Below are 15552 nucleotides of genomic sequence, written 5' to 3' on the forward strand. Positions count from 1 at the left end.
TTCGATGCTCGCCCGCGCCGGCGGGCTGCCGCCCTTCTTCGGGACGGGAGCCGCCCCAGCGGCACGACTAGCCCGCAGGCCGCGTGGGCCGGGGACTGCGGCCGACAGGCTCTGGCTGGGGATGCGGCCGGCGCGCTGGGGGCTGCCGCTTTGGCCCGCGGGCTTCGTTGAGCGGCGTGGGCTGCAGTCTGTGCCCGGCTGCTGAGGCGGGCCGGATGGGGCGGACGCTGCGGCCCTGAGCCTGCGCCGGGCGATGCGGTGGCCGCAGGCGCGCGGCCTGTTGCCCCCGCCGGCTCGGCCCTACAGCTTCGCCGGAGCCGCGCCCTTCAGGTGCTCCAGGTTGAAGGCCTCTCCCATGCGGTCGTAGCCCTTGTCGCTGGGGTGAAGGTGGTCGCCGGAGTCGTAGTCGGGGCGGAACTTGCGGGGGTTGTACGGGTCCCTGAGGGCCTCGTCGAAGTCGGCCACCGCGTCGAAGACCCGGCCGGCGCGGATCTCGGCGTTGATCTGCTGGCGTACGTTCTCGCGGGCGTCGGTGTAGCCGCGGTGGCCCTGGAAGGGCATCAGGGTGGCGCCGACGACCTTGATGCCGCGGGCGTGGGCCTGACGGACCAGGGCGCGCAGGCCGTCGAGGATGCGGTCGGGGTCGGCGAGCCTGGGGTTGCGCAGGATGTCGTTGACGCCGAGGTCGATGACGACGACCTTGACGTTCGTACGGGCGAGGACGTCGCGGCCGAAGCGGGTGAGGCCGGCCTCGTTGTTCGCGGGGCGCCCGGTGCCGCTGACGAGGATCTGGTTGCCGCTGATGCCCTGGTTGACGACGCTGTAGCGCGGCACGTCCTGACGGGCCGTGATCGCCGCGCGCAGCCGGCGCGAGAGGGCGTCCGTCCAGCGCCGGTTGGCGTTCGCAGTGGACGTGATGCCGTCGGTCAGCGAGTCGCCGAAGACGACGACGGTGCCCTGGGACTCGTTGCTGAGTACGTCCAGCGCGGTCAGGTAGCGCCAGGAACCGACCTGCCCGGTGTACGCCACGCCGGTCGCGTCCTCGGTGACGTCGCCCTCGGCGACGTAGCTGATCTGGCGCGCGTGCGGGTGGTAGGTCACCGGGCCGGACGGGGTGGGGGAGTAGGTGGTGACAAGGATGTCGGTGTCCGCCGGGACGGCGATGCGCACGGCGTCGCTCAGCACCTGCTGCCCCGGCGGGATGACGACCGTGGTGTTCCCGCCGAAGGTCAGCCTGCGCATGGTGTCCACGATCGCCGCCGCGGTCCCGGTACCGGCGGCCACGGCGACGGAGGCGTGCGTGATGGTCAGCGCGGACTGGCCGTAGAGGTTGGACAGCGTGATCCGGGCACTCGTACCGCCGACGCTGGTGTGCACGACGTTGCGCACCGAGCGGCCCGCGAGGCCCTCCATCTCGGTGCCGGGCTCGGAGCCGACCGGGGAGGTCGACCAGGCGCCGACCCAGATGCCGGTGGAGGCCGGGGCGGCGGGGCCACGGTGGGCGCCTTCGTTGGTGGGGGTGCTCTTGCTGGTGGCGCTGCCGTCGTCGGAGGCGACTCCGACGTATATGGCCGCGGACAGCGTGACGATCAGGGTGACGATCGCGGCGAGCAAGGCATAACCGTTACGCCTGGTCATGCGGTGCGTGTCTCCTCGGGCGGATGGGAGCCCGAGGCTCCGATGTGATCACCTCATGATGCGTCATAAGGCGGAGGGGAGTTGCACGGACCCCCCATTGGGCCGCCGGCGTTCATCCGGAGTTCGTCATCGACCTCCCCCCATCGAACAGACGCCGGGAACTCTTGTTTCGTTCCAGGAGTCGGTCAGGTAGGGACAATGAGTACGGGGGATCCTGGACGGGTGGAGCGGAATGGAACGTACGAATCCGGAAGAAACGGGAACGCGTGACGTAGAGCAGCATGCCCGGCCGGGCGCTGCCGGTAACCGGCGCGTCCCCGCATCGGCCGTACGTGCGATGACGACGTTCACCGCCGCCGACGAGGAGAAACAGCGCGGCGTACGGCGGATGAAGCTCACCGCCACCGGGCTGCTGCTGTTCGTGGCCCTGGTGTACGTCCTCGCCAAGGTGGCGTCCCATCAGGGCGCCGGCGAGTGGGCGAACTATGTCGCGGCGGCCGCCGAGGCCGGCATGGTCGGCGCGCTCGCCGACTGGTTCGCGGTCACGGCCCTGTTCCGGTATCCGCTGGGCATCCCCATCCCGCACACCGCGATCATCCCCAACAAGAAGGACCAGCTGGGAGTCTCACTGGGCGAGTTCGTCGGGGAGAACTTCCTCTCCGAGGACGTCGTACGACAGCGCCTGCGCGCCGTCGGCATCGGCAGCCGGCTGGGGGCGTGGCTGGCGGACCCGGAGCACGCGGACCGCGTGACGGCCGAGTTGTCGGCGGCGCTCAGAGGCGCCCTGGCGGTCATGCGCGACTCGGACGTCCAGGCGGTGGTGGGGGAGGCGATCACCCGTCGGGCCGACGCCCAGGAGATCGCGCCCGGCATAGGGAAGATGCTGGACAAGATCGTCGCGGACGGCGGCCACAAGCGTGCCGTCGACCTGATCGTCGCGCGGGCCCAGCACTGGCTGATCCTGCACGACGAGGAGATCATGGACGCGGTGCAGGGCGGCGCTCCCGGCTGGACCCCGAGGTTCGTCGACAAGCGGGTCGGTGAGCGCGTCTACAAGGAACTGCTGCGCTTCGTCACCGAGATGCGCGACATGCCCTCCCACCCGGCCCGTGCCGCCCTCGACCGCTTCCTCACCGACTTCGCCTCCGACCTCCAGTCCGACACGGACACGCGCGCGCGTGTCGAGCGGCTCAAGGGCGAGGTGCTGGGGCGCGGCGAGGTGCAGGACCTGATCGCGTCGGCGTGGACCGCCGTACGGTCGATGATCGTCTCGGCGGCCGAGGACGAGCGCAGCGAGCTGCGCCTGCGCGTGCGGGCCTCGCTGCTGTCGCTGGGCTCGCGGATGGCGGTCGAGCCGCGGCTGCAGGCCAAGGTCGACGGCTGGGTCGAGGGCGCGGCGGTGTACGTCGTCACCACCTACCGCAAGGAGATCACGTCCCTGATCACGGACACCGTGGCGAGCTGGGACGCCGAGCACACGACGAAGAAGATCGAGGCGCACATCGGACGCGATCTGCAGTTCATCCGGATCAACGGCACGGTGGTCGGCTCGCTCGCCGGCCTGGTGATCTACACGGTGTCGCGGGCCCTGGGGGCGTAGACCCGCCCCAGGGTCCGGGTGGCGTAGCCCCGCCCCCTTCAGGGCACTCGGCTCGGGTTCCGCTCGATGGGGAGGGAGCCCATGACCACCGCAGAAGCCGAGACCGGCCGTACCGTCACGACCGACATCCCCGCCCGCCTGGACCGCCTCCCGTGGTCACGCTGGCACTGGACGATCGTGATCGGTCTCGGCACCGTGTGGATCCTGGACGGGCTGGAGGTCACGGTCGTCGGCAACATCGCGCCGCGCCTCTCCGAGCCCGGCAGCGGACTGCCGATCACCTCCGGCCAGGTCACCGGCCTGGCCGCCGCTCTGTATGTGGCCGGTGCCTGCCTGGGCGCCCTGTTCTGGGGCCGCCTCACCGACCGCTGGGGCCGCAAGAAGCTGTTCATGATCACGCTGGCGGTCTACCTGGCGGCGACGGCGCTGACCGCGGTCTCCTTCCACACCTGGTGGTTCTTCCTGTTCCGCTTCCTGACCGGCTTCGGCATCGGCGGCGAGTACGCGGCGATCAACTCCGCGATCGACGAGCTGATCCCCGCGCAGTACCGCGGCCGTGTCGACCTGATGATCAACGGCAGCTTCTGGCTGGGCGCGGTCGGCGGCTCGCTGCTGTCGATCGTCGCGCTGGACACGGCGATCTTCCCGGCGGACGTCGGCTGGCGGCTGACGTTCGCGCTCGGCGCCGTCCTCGCCCTGGTGATCCTCCTGGTCCGGCGGCACGTCCCGGAGAGCCCACGCTGGCTGCTGATCCACGGCCGCGACGACGAGGCGGAACGGATCGTGTCCTCCATCGAGGAGCGGGTGGAGGCCGAGCGGGGCGAGCCGCTGCCGCGCGCCGAGGGTGAGCTCACCATCCGCCAGCGCCGCAGCGTGACGTTCGTGGAGATCGGCCGCACGGTCTTCTCCAAGTACCGCAGGCGGGCGATCCTCGGCTTCTCCCTGTTCATCGGCCAGGCGTTCCTCTACAACGCCATCACCTTCGGCTTCGGCGCGATCCTGACCACGTTCTACGACGTCCCGAGCGGCAACACCGGCTACTACTTCGCGGTGATCGCGGTCGGCAACTTCATGGGTCCGCTGCTGCTGGGCAAACTGTTCGACACGGTCGGCCGCCGCGTCATGATCTCGTCGACGTATCTGCTCTCGGGCATCCTGCTGTTCGGCACGGCCTGGCTGTTCGACCAGGGCACGCTCAGCGCGAGCACGCTGACGGCCTGCTGGTGCGCGGTCCTGTTCTTCGCGTCGGCCGGCGCGTCGAGCGCCTACCTCACGGTCTCCGAGGTCTTCCCGATGGAGACCCGCGCGATGTCCATCGCCTTCTTCTACGCCCTCGGCACCGCCGCCGGCGGTATCAGCGGCCCTCTGCTCTTCGCCGACCTCACCGAGACGGGCAAGGTCGGCGACACGGTCCTCGCCTTCCAGATCGGGGCGGCCCTGATGTGCCTGGCGGGTCTGGTGGCCGCCTTCCTCGCGGTCCGCGCGGAACGCCGGTCGCTGGAGGACATCGCCCGGCCGCTCACGGCGGTGACGAAGCCTGCTCGGGCGGGCGAGGTGGGACAAAAGGCATAGCCCTACTGGGATGCGCGCCGGCCCCGCTCCCTGCGCCGCAGGAGGAGCAGGCCGCCGGCGAGGGCGGTGATGCCGGTGGCGGCGGTCCAGCCGACGACGTCGTCGGAGCCGGTGGCGGCGAGGTCGCCGGTGGTGGAGGGGGCGGTGGACGCGGCGGGGGCGGCGGACGCGGAGGGCGATGCCGTGGCTGCCCCCGTCTGCGGCCGGGCGTCCGACCCCGCCCCTGACCCCGCCCCGGCTGCCGGGGACGCCGCCCCCGAAGCCACCGGACCGGTCGAACCGCCGGCGCCCGGCCCTGCCTCCGTCGCCTTGTCCCGGGTGAACGCCAGCGTGCCGAAGCCCAGTTGGTCGTACCCACCGCTGTTCGGCCCGTAGTCCCCGCCGCCGCCCTCCGGCGAGGCCTTCGCGGCGATCCGGGTGAGGTACGACGCCGGCAGGCCCCGGCGCTTGGTGTAGTGGTTGGCGATCATCGCCCAGATCGGGCGCGTCATCGCCGGGTCGACGGGGGCCGCCTCGGTCACGGTCTCCGACCCCGACCAGCCGTTGATCGCGCCCTTCCTGCGGGTGTTCGCGGTGAAGGGCACCTCCCCGCCCATGGCCCACTTGGCCACGTACTGGGCTCCCTTGAGGAAGCGGCTGTCGTCGTAGCCGTACAGGTCGATGCCCTGGTTCCAGGCCATCTCGCAGAAGGTGCCCATCAGGCCGACACCGAGCAGCGCGTGCCCCTGGTCGCGGCCGGCCTCCAGCCACTCGGCGAGTCCGTCGTCGCGTACGACGGGAATGGCGTTGCGGATCGAGCCGAGCCCCTCGCCGTGCTTGAAGTACTCGACAGCGCGGGCGACCTGGGCCTTGTCGTCGCAGAGGATGCCGGTCGCCAGGACGCAGCACATGGCGGTGAGGTCCCAGTTGGTCCAGTAGTTGGAGACGACGGCGCCGTTGTGCCTGACCAGGAAACTGTCGCTGAGCGGCGCGAAGACGCCGGTCAGCATCTCCTGGAACCGGCCGAGCTCGAAGTCGGGGTGGTCGCGCACGAGTTCGGCGGCGTTGGCGATCTGGTAGCCGTAGATCCCGGCGGCCAGGAAGCGGTCGGCGTTGCCGGCGAGTGTGGTGAGCTCGGCCGACCAGGCGTTGAGGATCGCCACGGCGGTGTCGAGATGCGCGCTGTCGCCGCTGACGTGGCCGCGCAGGGCGTTCTGGTAGGCGGCATGGATGTCGTTGTAGAGGATCGCGTAGTTCTGGCCGGCGCCTCCCCTGACCACGGTCGCCTGCGGGTTGGCCGTCCAGCCGCTCTGCGCGTGCCGGTTGGCGGTCAGCTTGGCGAACCCGGCCGTGTGGACAGCGGCGCCGGCCTTCACCTCGGCGGCCATCCGGTCCAGGTCCGCGCGGGTGTGCAGGAGGCCGGGGTGCGCGAACGTGCGGCCGGCCGCGGCTGCCGGGGACGCCAGAGCGGTCGTACCGATGCCGATCCCGGCGACCGTCGCGGCCCCGACGGCTCCGGCGGTCGCTCCCGTGGCCTTGAGCATGCTCCGGCGGCTGATCTGTCGTGTCACGTGGCTCATTCCTCGCGTGCCTGGGGCTGGGGACGGTGAGGAGACGGGGAGACACTGCCGGGGATAACAGAAACTCCGGCCACCGAGGACTCCGGCCGCCGATCAGGAGCCGCATTCGATGACGATCCGCAGGATCATGCCCGACTTCCAGGTCGGGTCCGAGGAACAGATGGAGACCAGCCGGGACTTCTACGGCCTGCTCGGCTTCGAGGAGGTGATGCACATGGGCTGGGTGATGACCCTGGCGTCCCCCGCCAACCCCACCGCGCAGATCAGCTTCTTCACCGAGGAGCGCACCGCTCCGGTCGTCCCCGACCTGAGCGTGGAGGTCGAGGACGTCGACGCCGTGTACGCCCAGGTGCTGGCCTCGGGCGCGGAGATCGTACGGGAGCTTCGGGCCGAGGAGTGGGGCGTACGGCGGTTCTTCGTACGGGATCCGAACGGGCGGGTGGTGAATGTGCTGAGCCACCGGGCCTAGGCGACCTCGGGCGCCCGTCGGCGAAGGTGCCGGGGCCCTGCGCCTGAGCGCGTCGGGGCGGTGGCGGCGGGCGGTGGCCGAGTGACGGAGTGGTGGCCGAGCGTTGGGCCTGTGGCCGAGCGGCGGGGCGGTGGCTGTGCGGCGGGGTGGTGGCCGAGCGTTGGGGTGGTGGCTGTGCGTTGAGGCGGTGGCCGAGCGGCGGGGCGGCGCGGGTCAGCCCCGCCGGTCCGCCACTGCCCACGTGCGGCGGGGTGGTGGCTGTGCGGCGGGGTGGCGCGGGTCAGCCCCGCCGGTCCGCCGCCGCCCACGACGCCAGGGCCATCGCCCCCGCCACCGCGAACACGGCGGGCCAGGCGCCCACCTTCTTGGCCAGTGGGTGCGAACCGGCGAAGGCGGCGACATACGTGGCAGTCAGTGCGCCCGCGGCCTTCCCGCCCGCCTGCTGCCGCCACTGCTGTGCGGCCGCGGCGCCGGCGACGGCCAGTACGGCCCCGCCGAGCTGCCGCTTCCTGGTCCAGCGGGCCACGCCGTAGCCGCCGACGAGTCCGCCCGCGGCGACCGCCGCGCTGGGGATCTTCGCCATGTCTGCCTCCCACCACGTCACCCGGCAACTCCTGCCGGCCTCGATGGACCGAGGCTAACCGGCCTCGCCCTTCCGCAGCTCGGCCCGGGCACGCGGCTGCGACGCGTGCCCCGCGCCGATGGCGCACCCGGCAGCGGTGAGGGCGAGGCCCAGGACGACCGGGTTGACGTAGCCGGGCACGTTGCCGTTGTCGTAGCGGCCGCCGTCGCTGGTCTCGCGGACGAAGCCGGGAGGGAGGTACGTGACCGTGCAGCCGTCGATCTCGATGCCCTGCTGATGCCGTTCCCACCAGCCCGCTGTACGGCAGGACGGAGGTGGCGACGAGTCCGTTCCGCCGTCCTCCGCCGTCATCACCGCGCCTGTGCCAGCGAGCAGCCCTAAGGCGTACATGGCGCACGCACCGGCGCCCGCGAGTGCCGCCGGCCCGCGCAGCAGGCCGGAGGTGTCACAGATCCGGGATCACAGATCCGGGATCGATCACAGATCCGGAATCACAGCACGTCCGCCAGACGGTCCACCTGGTCCGGGTCCAGGCCGTAGCAGTAGAGCATGACCTCGTCGGCGCCCAGGTCGGCGAAGGCGGTGAGCGCGCCGCGGATCTCGGCGGGCGTGGTGAGGAGGCCGGCGACCATGCGGTCGGCCATGCCGGTGAAGGCGTAGTACGCGTGCATGCGGGCGCGGGCGTCGTCGAGCACGTCCGGTGGGCCGAGCGCGACGTTCACCTGAGCGACGAGGCGGGGTTCGCCGTCGCGGCCGTACTCCTTCCAGAACCCGCGGACGGCGTCGAACAGGCCGCCCGCCCAGGAGGGCGCCGCAGCCGCGAGGAAGCCGTTGCCCCAGCGGGCGACGCGTTCGAGGGCGGCCGGCTTGAAGCCGCCGAAGAGCAGCTCCGGGCCGCCGAGGCGGGCGGGCACAGGGCCGATCGGGCCGACGCCGTCGCCGTCGCCGTAGGGATCGCCGTGCCACAGGCGACACATCGTCTCCAGCTGCTGGTCCAGACGCCGGCCCCGGGTGCGCAGATCGGTGCCGGTGGCGCGGTGGTCGTCCTCCCTGCCGCCGATGCCCAGGCCGAGGACGAGCCGCCCGCCGGTCATCCGGTCCAGGGTGGCGGCCTGCTTGGCCAGCAGGGCGGTGTCGCGCAGCGGGGCGAGCAGCACCTCGGTCTGGACGCGGACGCGCGTGGTGGCACCGGCGAGGACGGCCAGCGCGACCAGCGGTTCGGGGTTGTCGTAGACGAGCCGGTCGAGCAGACCGAGCGTGCTGAAGGGGCCGGCGTCCGCGCGCCGGGCCCAGGTGAGCAGGGCGGCCGGGTCGCCGATGGGCAGGCCGATGCCCACGTTCGTACGGACGTTCATGAAGGGCCTCCGAAAAAAGGGGTCGACAAAGACGGCTGCCGCCCCTTCGGCACCTCGGTGTGGCTCGGTGGCTCGGTGAGGTGGGACGTTCCCGCTCTGCGGCTTGCTTCCTGGGGAACGTCTCTTCGAAGTGAACTCACCTTACGACGGGCCGATTTCGCGGGACAAACCATTTGTGGCGCCCGACGCCCTCGGCGACGTGCACGGCACGCCGGACTCCCCGTGACCCCGCTGGGATGTGCTCAGTTCCGCCGGTCGTCGTCCCGCCCCGCCCCGACCCGACTGCGGGAACTGGCCGGCAATCGGCTGTGACTCACGTCACCGCCACCCCCGGAAAAGAAAGCGGGTGCTGCCCCCGCGGTGCTGGCATGCTCATGCATGACTACTGGGGGGTAACCATCGGCCGCGCGCAGCGCAGCAACGGCCGTACGGGAACGCCTGGTTGACCGGCGTGCCCGCTCCCCATGCGTCACCTCCTGAAGCGCACCCCCATACCCCGCTCCCGAGGAACACGCGTGCACAGACCCAAGCTCAAGAGGCATGCCTTACTGTCGGCAGCCACCCTCGCGGCCGTGCTCGTCACGGGCTGCTCGTCCAACTCCCCGACCATCACCGACCCGGCGACCAGGGCGGCGGCCGAGACCCCCGACCCCGCCGCGGTCCAGGAACAACTCGCCGTCGTGTCGGCCCCGTCCGGTACGGCCACTCCCACCGCCGTCGCCGACGGAGGTGAGGGAGGCACGGCGCGGAAGTCGTCCCTCAAGGTCGCCTCGTACGACAGGAAGTCCGGACGGGCCGTCATCTCGTCGCCGTCCGTGCCGAAGCCGCCCCCGGCCCCGTCGGCCGGCACCAGCCCCTCACCTGCCTCGCCCGCGAAGCCCTCGACCAGCCCCTCCGCTTCCGTCCCCGCTTCCGTCCCCGCCTCCGACTCCAACTCCGACTCCGCCCAACCCCCGGTATCCGTCGGCGACTTCATCGCCAGCGCACCGGCCCCCGGCGCCCCGGACGGCGTACTGGCCGAGGTGACGCAGGTCGTAGGCGCCACGCAGGACGGCGAGACGACGGTCGAGACGGAACCGGCGAAGCTCAACTCCCTGCTCGGCGAAAGCAAGGCCAGGGGCACGGTCCCGGTGGACCCGTCGGCCATGGAGGTCGAGCCCCTCCTGAAGGGCGTGAAGGTCTCCTGGGCGAAGACGGGCGACCTCCACTTCGGCCCCGAGGGCGCGAAACTCCCGCTGGGCAGCCTCCGTATCGACGTGGGTGCTGCGGTGGAGACGTCCGAGGGTGCCCCGGCGTCGGCCGCGGCGTCCGTGGAGGGCTTCGTCCAGCTCGCGCCAGAGGTCGCGTTCTCGTACGACGGTTCCGGCGACGGCACGGGTGCTTCGCCCGGCGGTGCCTTCCTGGGCCTGTCCGGCGACTGGGCCTCGAAGTGGTCCCTGAAGGGCCGCGCGGCCGGATCGACCGACGGGCGGCCGATCCGCATCCCCTTCGCCGAGCTCCACTCCGACCCGGTGATCCAGGTCGGCCCGATCCCCGTGGTCGTCAACCTGGACCTCACCTGCTACATCCAGGTGAACGCGGACGGCCGCGTCACGGTCGACGTCGAACAGGACATCAAGGGCGACTTCCGCGTCGGCGGCACCTTCTCCTGGACCAAGGGCTGGACCCCGGTCAGCGAGTCCGAGATGTCGGGCGAGCCCCTCAAGGCCACGGTCACCGCGGCCGGTGACGTCAAGGCCGCCCTCGGCGCCGAGGCGACCGTGGGTCTCTACGGCACCGTAGGAGTCACCGCCGACCTGGCCCCGTACGTCCGCGCCCACGCCGAGGCGTCGGCGGAGGGCTCCTCCGACGGCACGGGTGCGGTGACCGGTGCCTACGCCCTCTACGGCGGAGTGGACCTCACCGGTTCCCTCCAGCTCCAGCTGACCATCTTCGGCACGCCCGTCTTCCAGAAGAAGATCCCGCTGGGGGCCCTGAACCGTGAGTGGCTCCTGACGGAGGGCAAGGGCGGGGCGACAACCGGCCCGCCGTCGCCCGGGACGACCGGCTGACGTCATGCGGGCCGCGCCGACCGTCACCCGCGTCGGCGCGGCCCGCGCTCGCCTCGCGCCCGTAGGGCGTCAGTCGTCCGAGCCGGAGTTCGAGGACCTCGACCCGCTTCCGGAACGTCCCAACACCCGCACCACCTCGCCCAGTCCCAGCGTCACGGTGGCCACCCCACGCACCCAGCGTGGGCCACCCCGAGACGCCCAGACGACACACACGCACCCTGCGACGGCGAGCAGGAGAACGCCGACCAAGGCGAGCACGATCATGCTCATCCCCCCTTCTTCCTCTGTGGTCCGCGCAATCCTCCCAGCCGACGCTGCGCCCCGGCCCGGCAGCCCAGGTGCGTCGGCGCTTCAGGACTGTTGAGGCGTCTGAGGCGTGTGCGCGTCCGGTGTTTGCGGCATACGCCAGTACTGCCGCCGCTTCTCGTCCCGTACGACAACGCCGAGCCGCAGCAGCTCCCCACGCAGCTCCCGGGCATCCTCGGCGCCCTCGTCCTTCTCGCGCGCGGCCGCACGAGCCCTGAGCAGGGCGTCCGCCCCCTCGGGCAGCCCGGGCATCCCTGGAACCCAGCGCCGGAACTCCTCCCGGTGCGGATCCTCATCGGCCCACCGGTAACTGTGCACGGCGAAGGCATCGGCGACCCGCTCCCAGGACAGCCCGCACTCCTCCCGAGCGATCTCCATACCGTCAGCCCCGAGCAGCACGAGCTGCTTACCGTCCCGCACCACCAGGGCGATCTCGTCCCGCCCGAACTCCTGCGACGAGTCCCTGACACCGAGGACGACACGCATGGAGGACACAGTCACCGCCAACGACTCATGCACGGCGACGAACCCGACCACCACCCCCGCCAGCGCCCCCACCCCAACGCCACCGACGCTGAGCCACGGCTCCGGAACGGACGTCAGCAGCTTGGCCGGCCCCTGCAACGGCGCCCAGGCCAACGTCACGAGCCACTTCGCCAAAAGGGTGACCAACCATCCGACGCCGCCCCCGCACGCGACACAGAACAGCGTCAGAAACCAGGCCGACTCGGCGATCACGATGGCATCCCGCTCAGATCCGCCAACCGACGGACGGCCCTTCTTCGAAAGATCCCCCGTACCCCTCATACCCCCCCACCCACGCTTCTGCTCGCTCCGACGAGGCGCATCCCGACCGCGGGGCGCCGCCCGCCGGCTCGCCCTGCCCCGCCCTGCCGAGTCTGGAGGCAGCCGCAGGCCGCGTCATCGGCCGTTGGTCGACGCACCCGCAACTTTGGTAGCTGGACAGGCCTCAGCGCCCGGACGGAAGCCGCCCGGGCGCCGAGACTCGTATCAGCGAGCTACGTAACACGATCCCTGTCGATCAGTGGTGTCCGCAGCTGGAGCCGACGTGGTTGTACTGAGCGCCCGGAGAGCCGTCGCCGTTCAGCAGGTTGCCTGCCAAGCCGTTGGCAAGCCCGATGTTGTTGAGGAGGTTGATGTTCTGGTCGTGAGACTTGCAACCATGCCCGTCGTAGGCCGGCGCAGCGGAGGCGGTGCCGGTGGCTATGAGGCTGAGGCTCCCGACCATGGCGGCCGCGAGAGCGGCCTTCTGAAGCTTGCGCATGTCTCCTCCTTGGGTCGATTGGAGCGCACACCTAAAGATCCACATTGCGCTCATTTAGGAGGCTAATCCGATATGCGCTGGGGCGCTCATTGGGGCTGCCATACGGGGCACGGGCGTGATGGGCAATCAGCTCCTGGCGTGAGGCCTCGTCAGGCCGGGCACCTGGCTCGCGCGCGACGGGTACAAGTCAGCGGTCGAGCTGTGGAGAGTGAGAGCACGTCAGCCCGGCCGGATCACAAGGCCGGGCGTGACCGTCGCTGACGCGGCGCGTCCGTGTTCTGGCTGCTGTGATTCGCGAGCGGCGGTACCACCAGGCCAGCCCCCGCTGGTAGATGCCATGCAACCGATCGCAGGGCCGAGGCAACACTTTAGCGAGCGGTTCTCAAACCACACTGCCGGTAAGAAAGTTGCTCCATGCTGTGGCTGAAACCGAGATATGAGGGCCCCGAGGCTGCTTCGAGTCTCGAACCAGAACCCCGGAGGATATGAAGGCGGTCTCGATACATTCGGTTGCGTTGCCGCCGCTGTATGACGACTTGAACCAGGCGGACTCGATGGTGACAGGCTGAGAGTCAGCAGGCATTCACAGCTCCTTGCGGGCTAGTTGGATCACTGAGGAGGAGGCCTCCATGTCCAACGCTTGTGCCCGGAGGTACTCGAACGCAAGTCTGTAGCGCCCCAGTTCCTCGTCCTTCTCCAAGAAGAGCGAACCGGTGAGAAAGTCGACGTACACAACGTCAAGGGCCGGCTCCGTTCCGCCGATGATGACGAAACTGCCTAGTGCTGCGGCATGGGCGCCCTTGGCGAAGGGCAGCACCTGAAGCGTGACGTGAGGGGACTCGTTCGCCTCAAGCAAGCGGTCGAGCTGTTCCTTCATCGTCTGAGGCGACCCGACTACGCGGCGGATTACGGACTCATCGAGGATCGCCCACAGGTGCAGAGGCTTCGAACGGGTAAGGATCTCCTGCCGCTTCATGCGGATGTCGACGAGGCGCTCGATCTCATTTGCCTCCAGCGGTACTTCATTGGCCTTCTGGAGCGCCGTGCTGTAGGCACGCGTCTGCAGAAGGCCAGGAACGTAGACACAGGAGAAGTGACTCTCTCGTACGGCCTCGTCCTCAAGGGTGAGCAGCAGGTTCATGCTCTCCGGGATGGAGTCGGCGAACGAGCTCCACCAGCCCTGCTGCTTGGCGTCCTTCGCGAGCCCGACAACTGCTTTGTGCTCAGCGTCAGTTGCCCCGTACTCGCGGCACAGTGCGTCGACGACGATCCACTTAACTGGCCCGGCTTGGGTTTCATACCTGCTGACCGTTGCCTTCGAGACGCCGACAAGCTGCCCGGCCTCTTCAAGGGTCAGTCCCTTGCGAGCTCGCAACTTGCGCATCATCGCGCCCAGTTGGCGGCGGCGGGTCGTGGTCCGTTCAGGCATGTGGCTCCTTCGCCAGGTGCCGGGCTGCAGGCCCGGAGATTCCCATCAGGCTAGGCAGCGCTGAAGCTGCCCCACCATCAGATTCACCCGATGGATTCTCGTGAGAAGTTACACAGTGAGAGTTCTCTATGCCATGCTCGGCCACAGACCGCTACGCAATGCAGCCGTACGGATACGGCAGGCGCAGCATGTGCGTGGCCTGGGAGGGAGGAGTGGCCATGCGTGGCTACGAAGTCACCGAATCCCGACTCCGCTGTGTCCTGCCCTTCGAGGCGGCGCCGGCAGAGGTGCGCCTGCTGCGGAGAGCTACCGCCAAGCAGCTGATCCGGTGGGGGATGTCCGCAGCTGTCGGCGAAGCGGAGCTGCTTGTGAGCGAGTTGGCGACGAACGTCGTAAAGCACGTCGGAAAGGGAACCTCAGCGACTTTGATCCTGGAATGGAGGGGAGAGCGGCTGCGCCTTGAGGTCCACGACAAGAGCCGGGCGGTGCCATCGCTTAGCCTGGCGGGCTGCGGCGAGGAGTGCGGTCGTGGCCTGCATCTGGTTGCGGCTGTTGCCGTCGCCTGGGGCGCCTCGCTGACTACGGCAGGTAAGGCCGTCTGGTGCGAGATCGCGACGGGGGAAGGGCGTGTCTGCCGACGTCTTCAGCGAGCTGCTGAGGCGTTGGAGCAGTACGAAGGGGCAAGAGACGGCATTGCTCTACAGGGCACGGGGCACGGGGTACGTCTCCAGGAGTCGGCGGTTGAGTTGATCGCGGACTTGCTGCACTGGGCCGCGGCCGGGGGCCATGATCCGGACGACGTTCTTGACCGTGCTCAGATGCACTTCGAAGCCGAAGCGCATGCGGCCTAGTGGACGGCCGATCGAGCGGACTTGCGCATCTGCTCCCGCAGGTCGGCCGGAGTGCGCCAGGATTCACCAGGTCGGCTCTTGTGGCACATGCGGTGGCAATTGGCGCACAGGCAGGCCAGGTCGTCGAGCTTGGTCTCCCGGGTTCCGGAGATGTGGAGGGGAGTGACGTGGTGCACTTCGATATAGCCCTCGCCCAGGTCTCCGTAGGTGCGGGCAAAATCGAAGCCGCAAACCTCACAGCGCAGCGCGCGCCTGAGGCGACGTACCTGCTCGATCTTGAGCTTGCGGAGCTTGGGGTCTCGTTCGCGTGCCAGCGCCCAGCGGGCGAGGAGCCGGCCCTCGATGGCGGTGGCTCCCGAGTCATCAACTTCGTCCGGCTGCGGGGAGATGAGCTGCAGCTGGCCCGAGCCGATGCCCTCTTCGAGGGCCTGGGCTGCCTGAAGCATCTCGGCCTCACGTTCCGTGAAGGCCTCGATCATGAGAAGCGTGGGCTTGCCGCATCGGGTGGGCTTGCCCGTGTACAGCTTGTGGTTCGTCATGAAGTCGGTGGTTTTGCGGCTGACGCTGTCGGGCGACCGGAAGCCGGGAAGGGCGCGTTTCTCCGGCGTGTGGATAGGAAGCGAACGGATCAGCTCCGACAGCTCCTGGACCTCCTGGTCGTTGGTCCGCAGCTCGCGCCAGCCGTTCTTCACCACGAGCGCTCCGGCAAGCACCAGTTCATCCTCAGTCCAGGCAGGTATCCGCATGGGCAATATCGTATGAGTGTTCGGCGCGACGGAGGGTGCGTTCAACGAACCGCGGGGCGTACTGCACACTTGGGGAGGTCTCGTTGTCAGTGGGGTCTGTCACCCTCA

16 protein-coding genes are annotated in these 15552 nt (G+C 69.9%); 5 read left to right on the top strand and 11 right to left on the bottom strand.

Translation table 11 applies throughout. From position 1 onward, the window contains the following. Nucleotides 1-300: 300 nt before the first annotated feature. A complete protein-coding gene (locus ACFY5C_RS21220; RefSeq protein WP_389446384.1) occupies nt 301-1638 on the bottom strand; it encodes an SGNH/GDSL hydrolase family protein in 1338 nt (445 codons plus the stop codon). A gap of 232 nt (nt 1639-1870) precedes the next feature. On the opposite strand from ACFY5C_RS21220, the gene ACFY5C_RS21225 reads away from it, so the two are divergent. Together ACFY5C_RS21225 and ACFY5C_RS21230 are read left to right on the top strand one after the other, a co-directional pair. After that, complete coding sequence (locus ACFY5C_RS21225) at nt 1871-3238, top strand: DUF445 domain-containing protein (RefSeq protein ID WP_362382971.1); 1368 nt, start codon at nt 1871-1873, stop codon at nt 3236-3238. Between the two features lie 81 nt (nt 3239-3319). Next, a complete protein-coding gene (locus ACFY5C_RS21230; protein WP_389446386.1) occupies nt 3320-4810 on the top strand; it encodes an MFS transporter in 1491 nt (496 codons plus the stop codon). Between the two features lie 2 nt (nt 4811-4812). Here ACFY5C_RS21230 and ACFY5C_RS21235 read toward each other — a convergent pair whose 3' ends face one another. After that, entirely contained in the window at nt 4813-6333 is a 1521-nt protein-coding gene (locus ACFY5C_RS21235) for an alginate lyase family protein (protein WP_389446686.1), read from the bottom strand. A 145-nt stretch (nt 6334-6478) separates the two neighbouring features. Between ACFY5C_RS21235 and ACFY5C_RS21240 the strand changes: the two genes are divergently transcribed. Beyond that, entirely contained in the window at nt 6479-6838 is a 360-nt protein-coding gene (locus tag ACFY5C_RS21240; protein WP_389446388.1) for a VOC family protein, read from the top strand. A gap of 280 nt (nt 6839-7118) precedes the next feature. Here the strand turns inward: ACFY5C_RS21240 and ACFY5C_RS21245 are convergent, their stop codons facing one another. The 3 genes from ACFY5C_RS21245 to ACFY5C_RS21255 all read right to left on the bottom strand — a co-directional run bounded on the left by ACFY5C_RS21245 (nt 7119) and on the right by ACFY5C_RS21255 (nt 8776). Next, nucleotides 7119-7421: a hypothetical protein gene (locus tag ACFY5C_RS21245; RefSeq protein ID WP_389446389.1), complete on the bottom strand. Its 303-nt coding sequence runs from the start codon at nt 7419-7421 to the stop codon at nt 7119-7121. Nucleotides 7422-7475: 54 nt separating this feature from the next. Next, complete coding sequence (locus ACFY5C_RS21250) at nt 7476-7772, bottom strand: hypothetical protein (protein ID WP_389446391.1); 297 nt, start codon at nt 7770-7772, stop codon at nt 7476-7478. Between the two features lie 140 nt (nt 7773-7912). Next, complete coding sequence (locus tag ACFY5C_RS21255) at nt 7913-8776, bottom strand: LLM class flavin-dependent oxidoreductase (RefSeq protein WP_389446393.1); 864 nt, start codon at nt 8774-8776, stop codon at nt 7913-7915. A gap of 515 nt (nt 8777-9291) precedes the next feature. On the opposite strand from ACFY5C_RS21255, the gene ACFY5C_RS21260 reads away from it, so the two are divergent. After that, a complete protein-coding gene (locus ACFY5C_RS21260; RefSeq protein ID WP_389446394.1) occupies nt 9292-10827 on the top strand; it encodes a hypothetical protein in 1536 nt (511 codons plus the stop codon). A 69-nt stretch (nt 10828-10896) separates the two neighbouring features. On the opposite strand, the gene ACFY5C_RS21265 is transcribed toward ACFY5C_RS21260, so the two are convergent. From ACFY5C_RS21265 to ACFY5C_RS21285, 5 genes are all read right to left on the bottom strand, one after another. Beyond that, nucleotides 10897-11091 (bottom strand): hypothetical protein, encoded by a 195-nt coding sequence (locus tag ACFY5C_RS21265; RefSeq protein ID WP_389446688.1) that lies wholly within the window; start codon nt 11089-11091, stop codon nt 10897-10899. Between the two features lie 87 nt (nt 11092-11178). Further along, a complete protein-coding gene (locus tag ACFY5C_RS21270) occupies nt 11179-11871 on the bottom strand; it encodes a hypothetical protein (protein WP_389446396.1) in 693 nt (230 codons plus the stop codon). A 304-nt stretch (nt 11872-12175) separates the two neighbouring features. After that, a complete protein-coding gene (locus ACFY5C_RS21275) occupies nt 12176-12418 on the bottom strand; it encodes a hypothetical protein (protein WP_389446397.1) in 243 nt (80 codons plus the stop codon). A 382-nt stretch (nt 12419-12800) separates the two neighbouring features. Next, nucleotides 12801-13001 (bottom strand): DUF397 domain-containing protein, encoded by a 201-nt coding sequence (locus ACFY5C_RS21280; RefSeq protein ID WP_389446399.1) that lies wholly within the window; start codon nt 12999-13001, stop codon nt 12801-12803. Continuing rightward, nucleotides 13002-13847, bottom strand: a complete 846-nt coding sequence (locus ACFY5C_RS21285; RefSeq protein ID WP_389446401.1) for a helix-turn-helix domain-containing protein — start codon at nt 13845-13847, stop codon at nt 13002-13004. A 218-nt stretch (nt 13848-14065) separates the two neighbouring features. Between ACFY5C_RS21285 and ACFY5C_RS21290 the strand changes: the two genes are divergently transcribed. Continuing rightward, nucleotides 14066-14698 (top strand): ATP-binding protein, encoded by a 633-nt coding sequence (locus tag ACFY5C_RS21290; protein ID WP_389446403.1) that lies wholly within the window; start codon nt 14066-14068, stop codon nt 14696-14698. Here ACFY5C_RS21290 and ACFY5C_RS21295 read toward each other — a convergent pair. Beyond that, on the bottom strand, nt 14695-15444 hold the full coding sequence (locus ACFY5C_RS21295) for an HNH endonuclease (protein WP_389446405.1): 750 nt from the start codon (nt 15442-15444) through the stop codon (nt 14695-14697). The two genes, ACFY5C_RS21290 and ACFY5C_RS21295, sit on opposite strands and share 4 nt — an antisense overlap. Nucleotides 15445-15552: the final 108 nt, after the last annotated feature.

Origin of the sequence: Streptomyces sp. NPDC012935 (genome assembly GCF_042900345.1) — a bacterium.
In the GTDB taxonomy this organism is placed as follows: domain Bacteria; phylum Actinomycetota; class Actinomycetes; order Streptomycetales; family Streptomycetaceae; genus Streptomyces.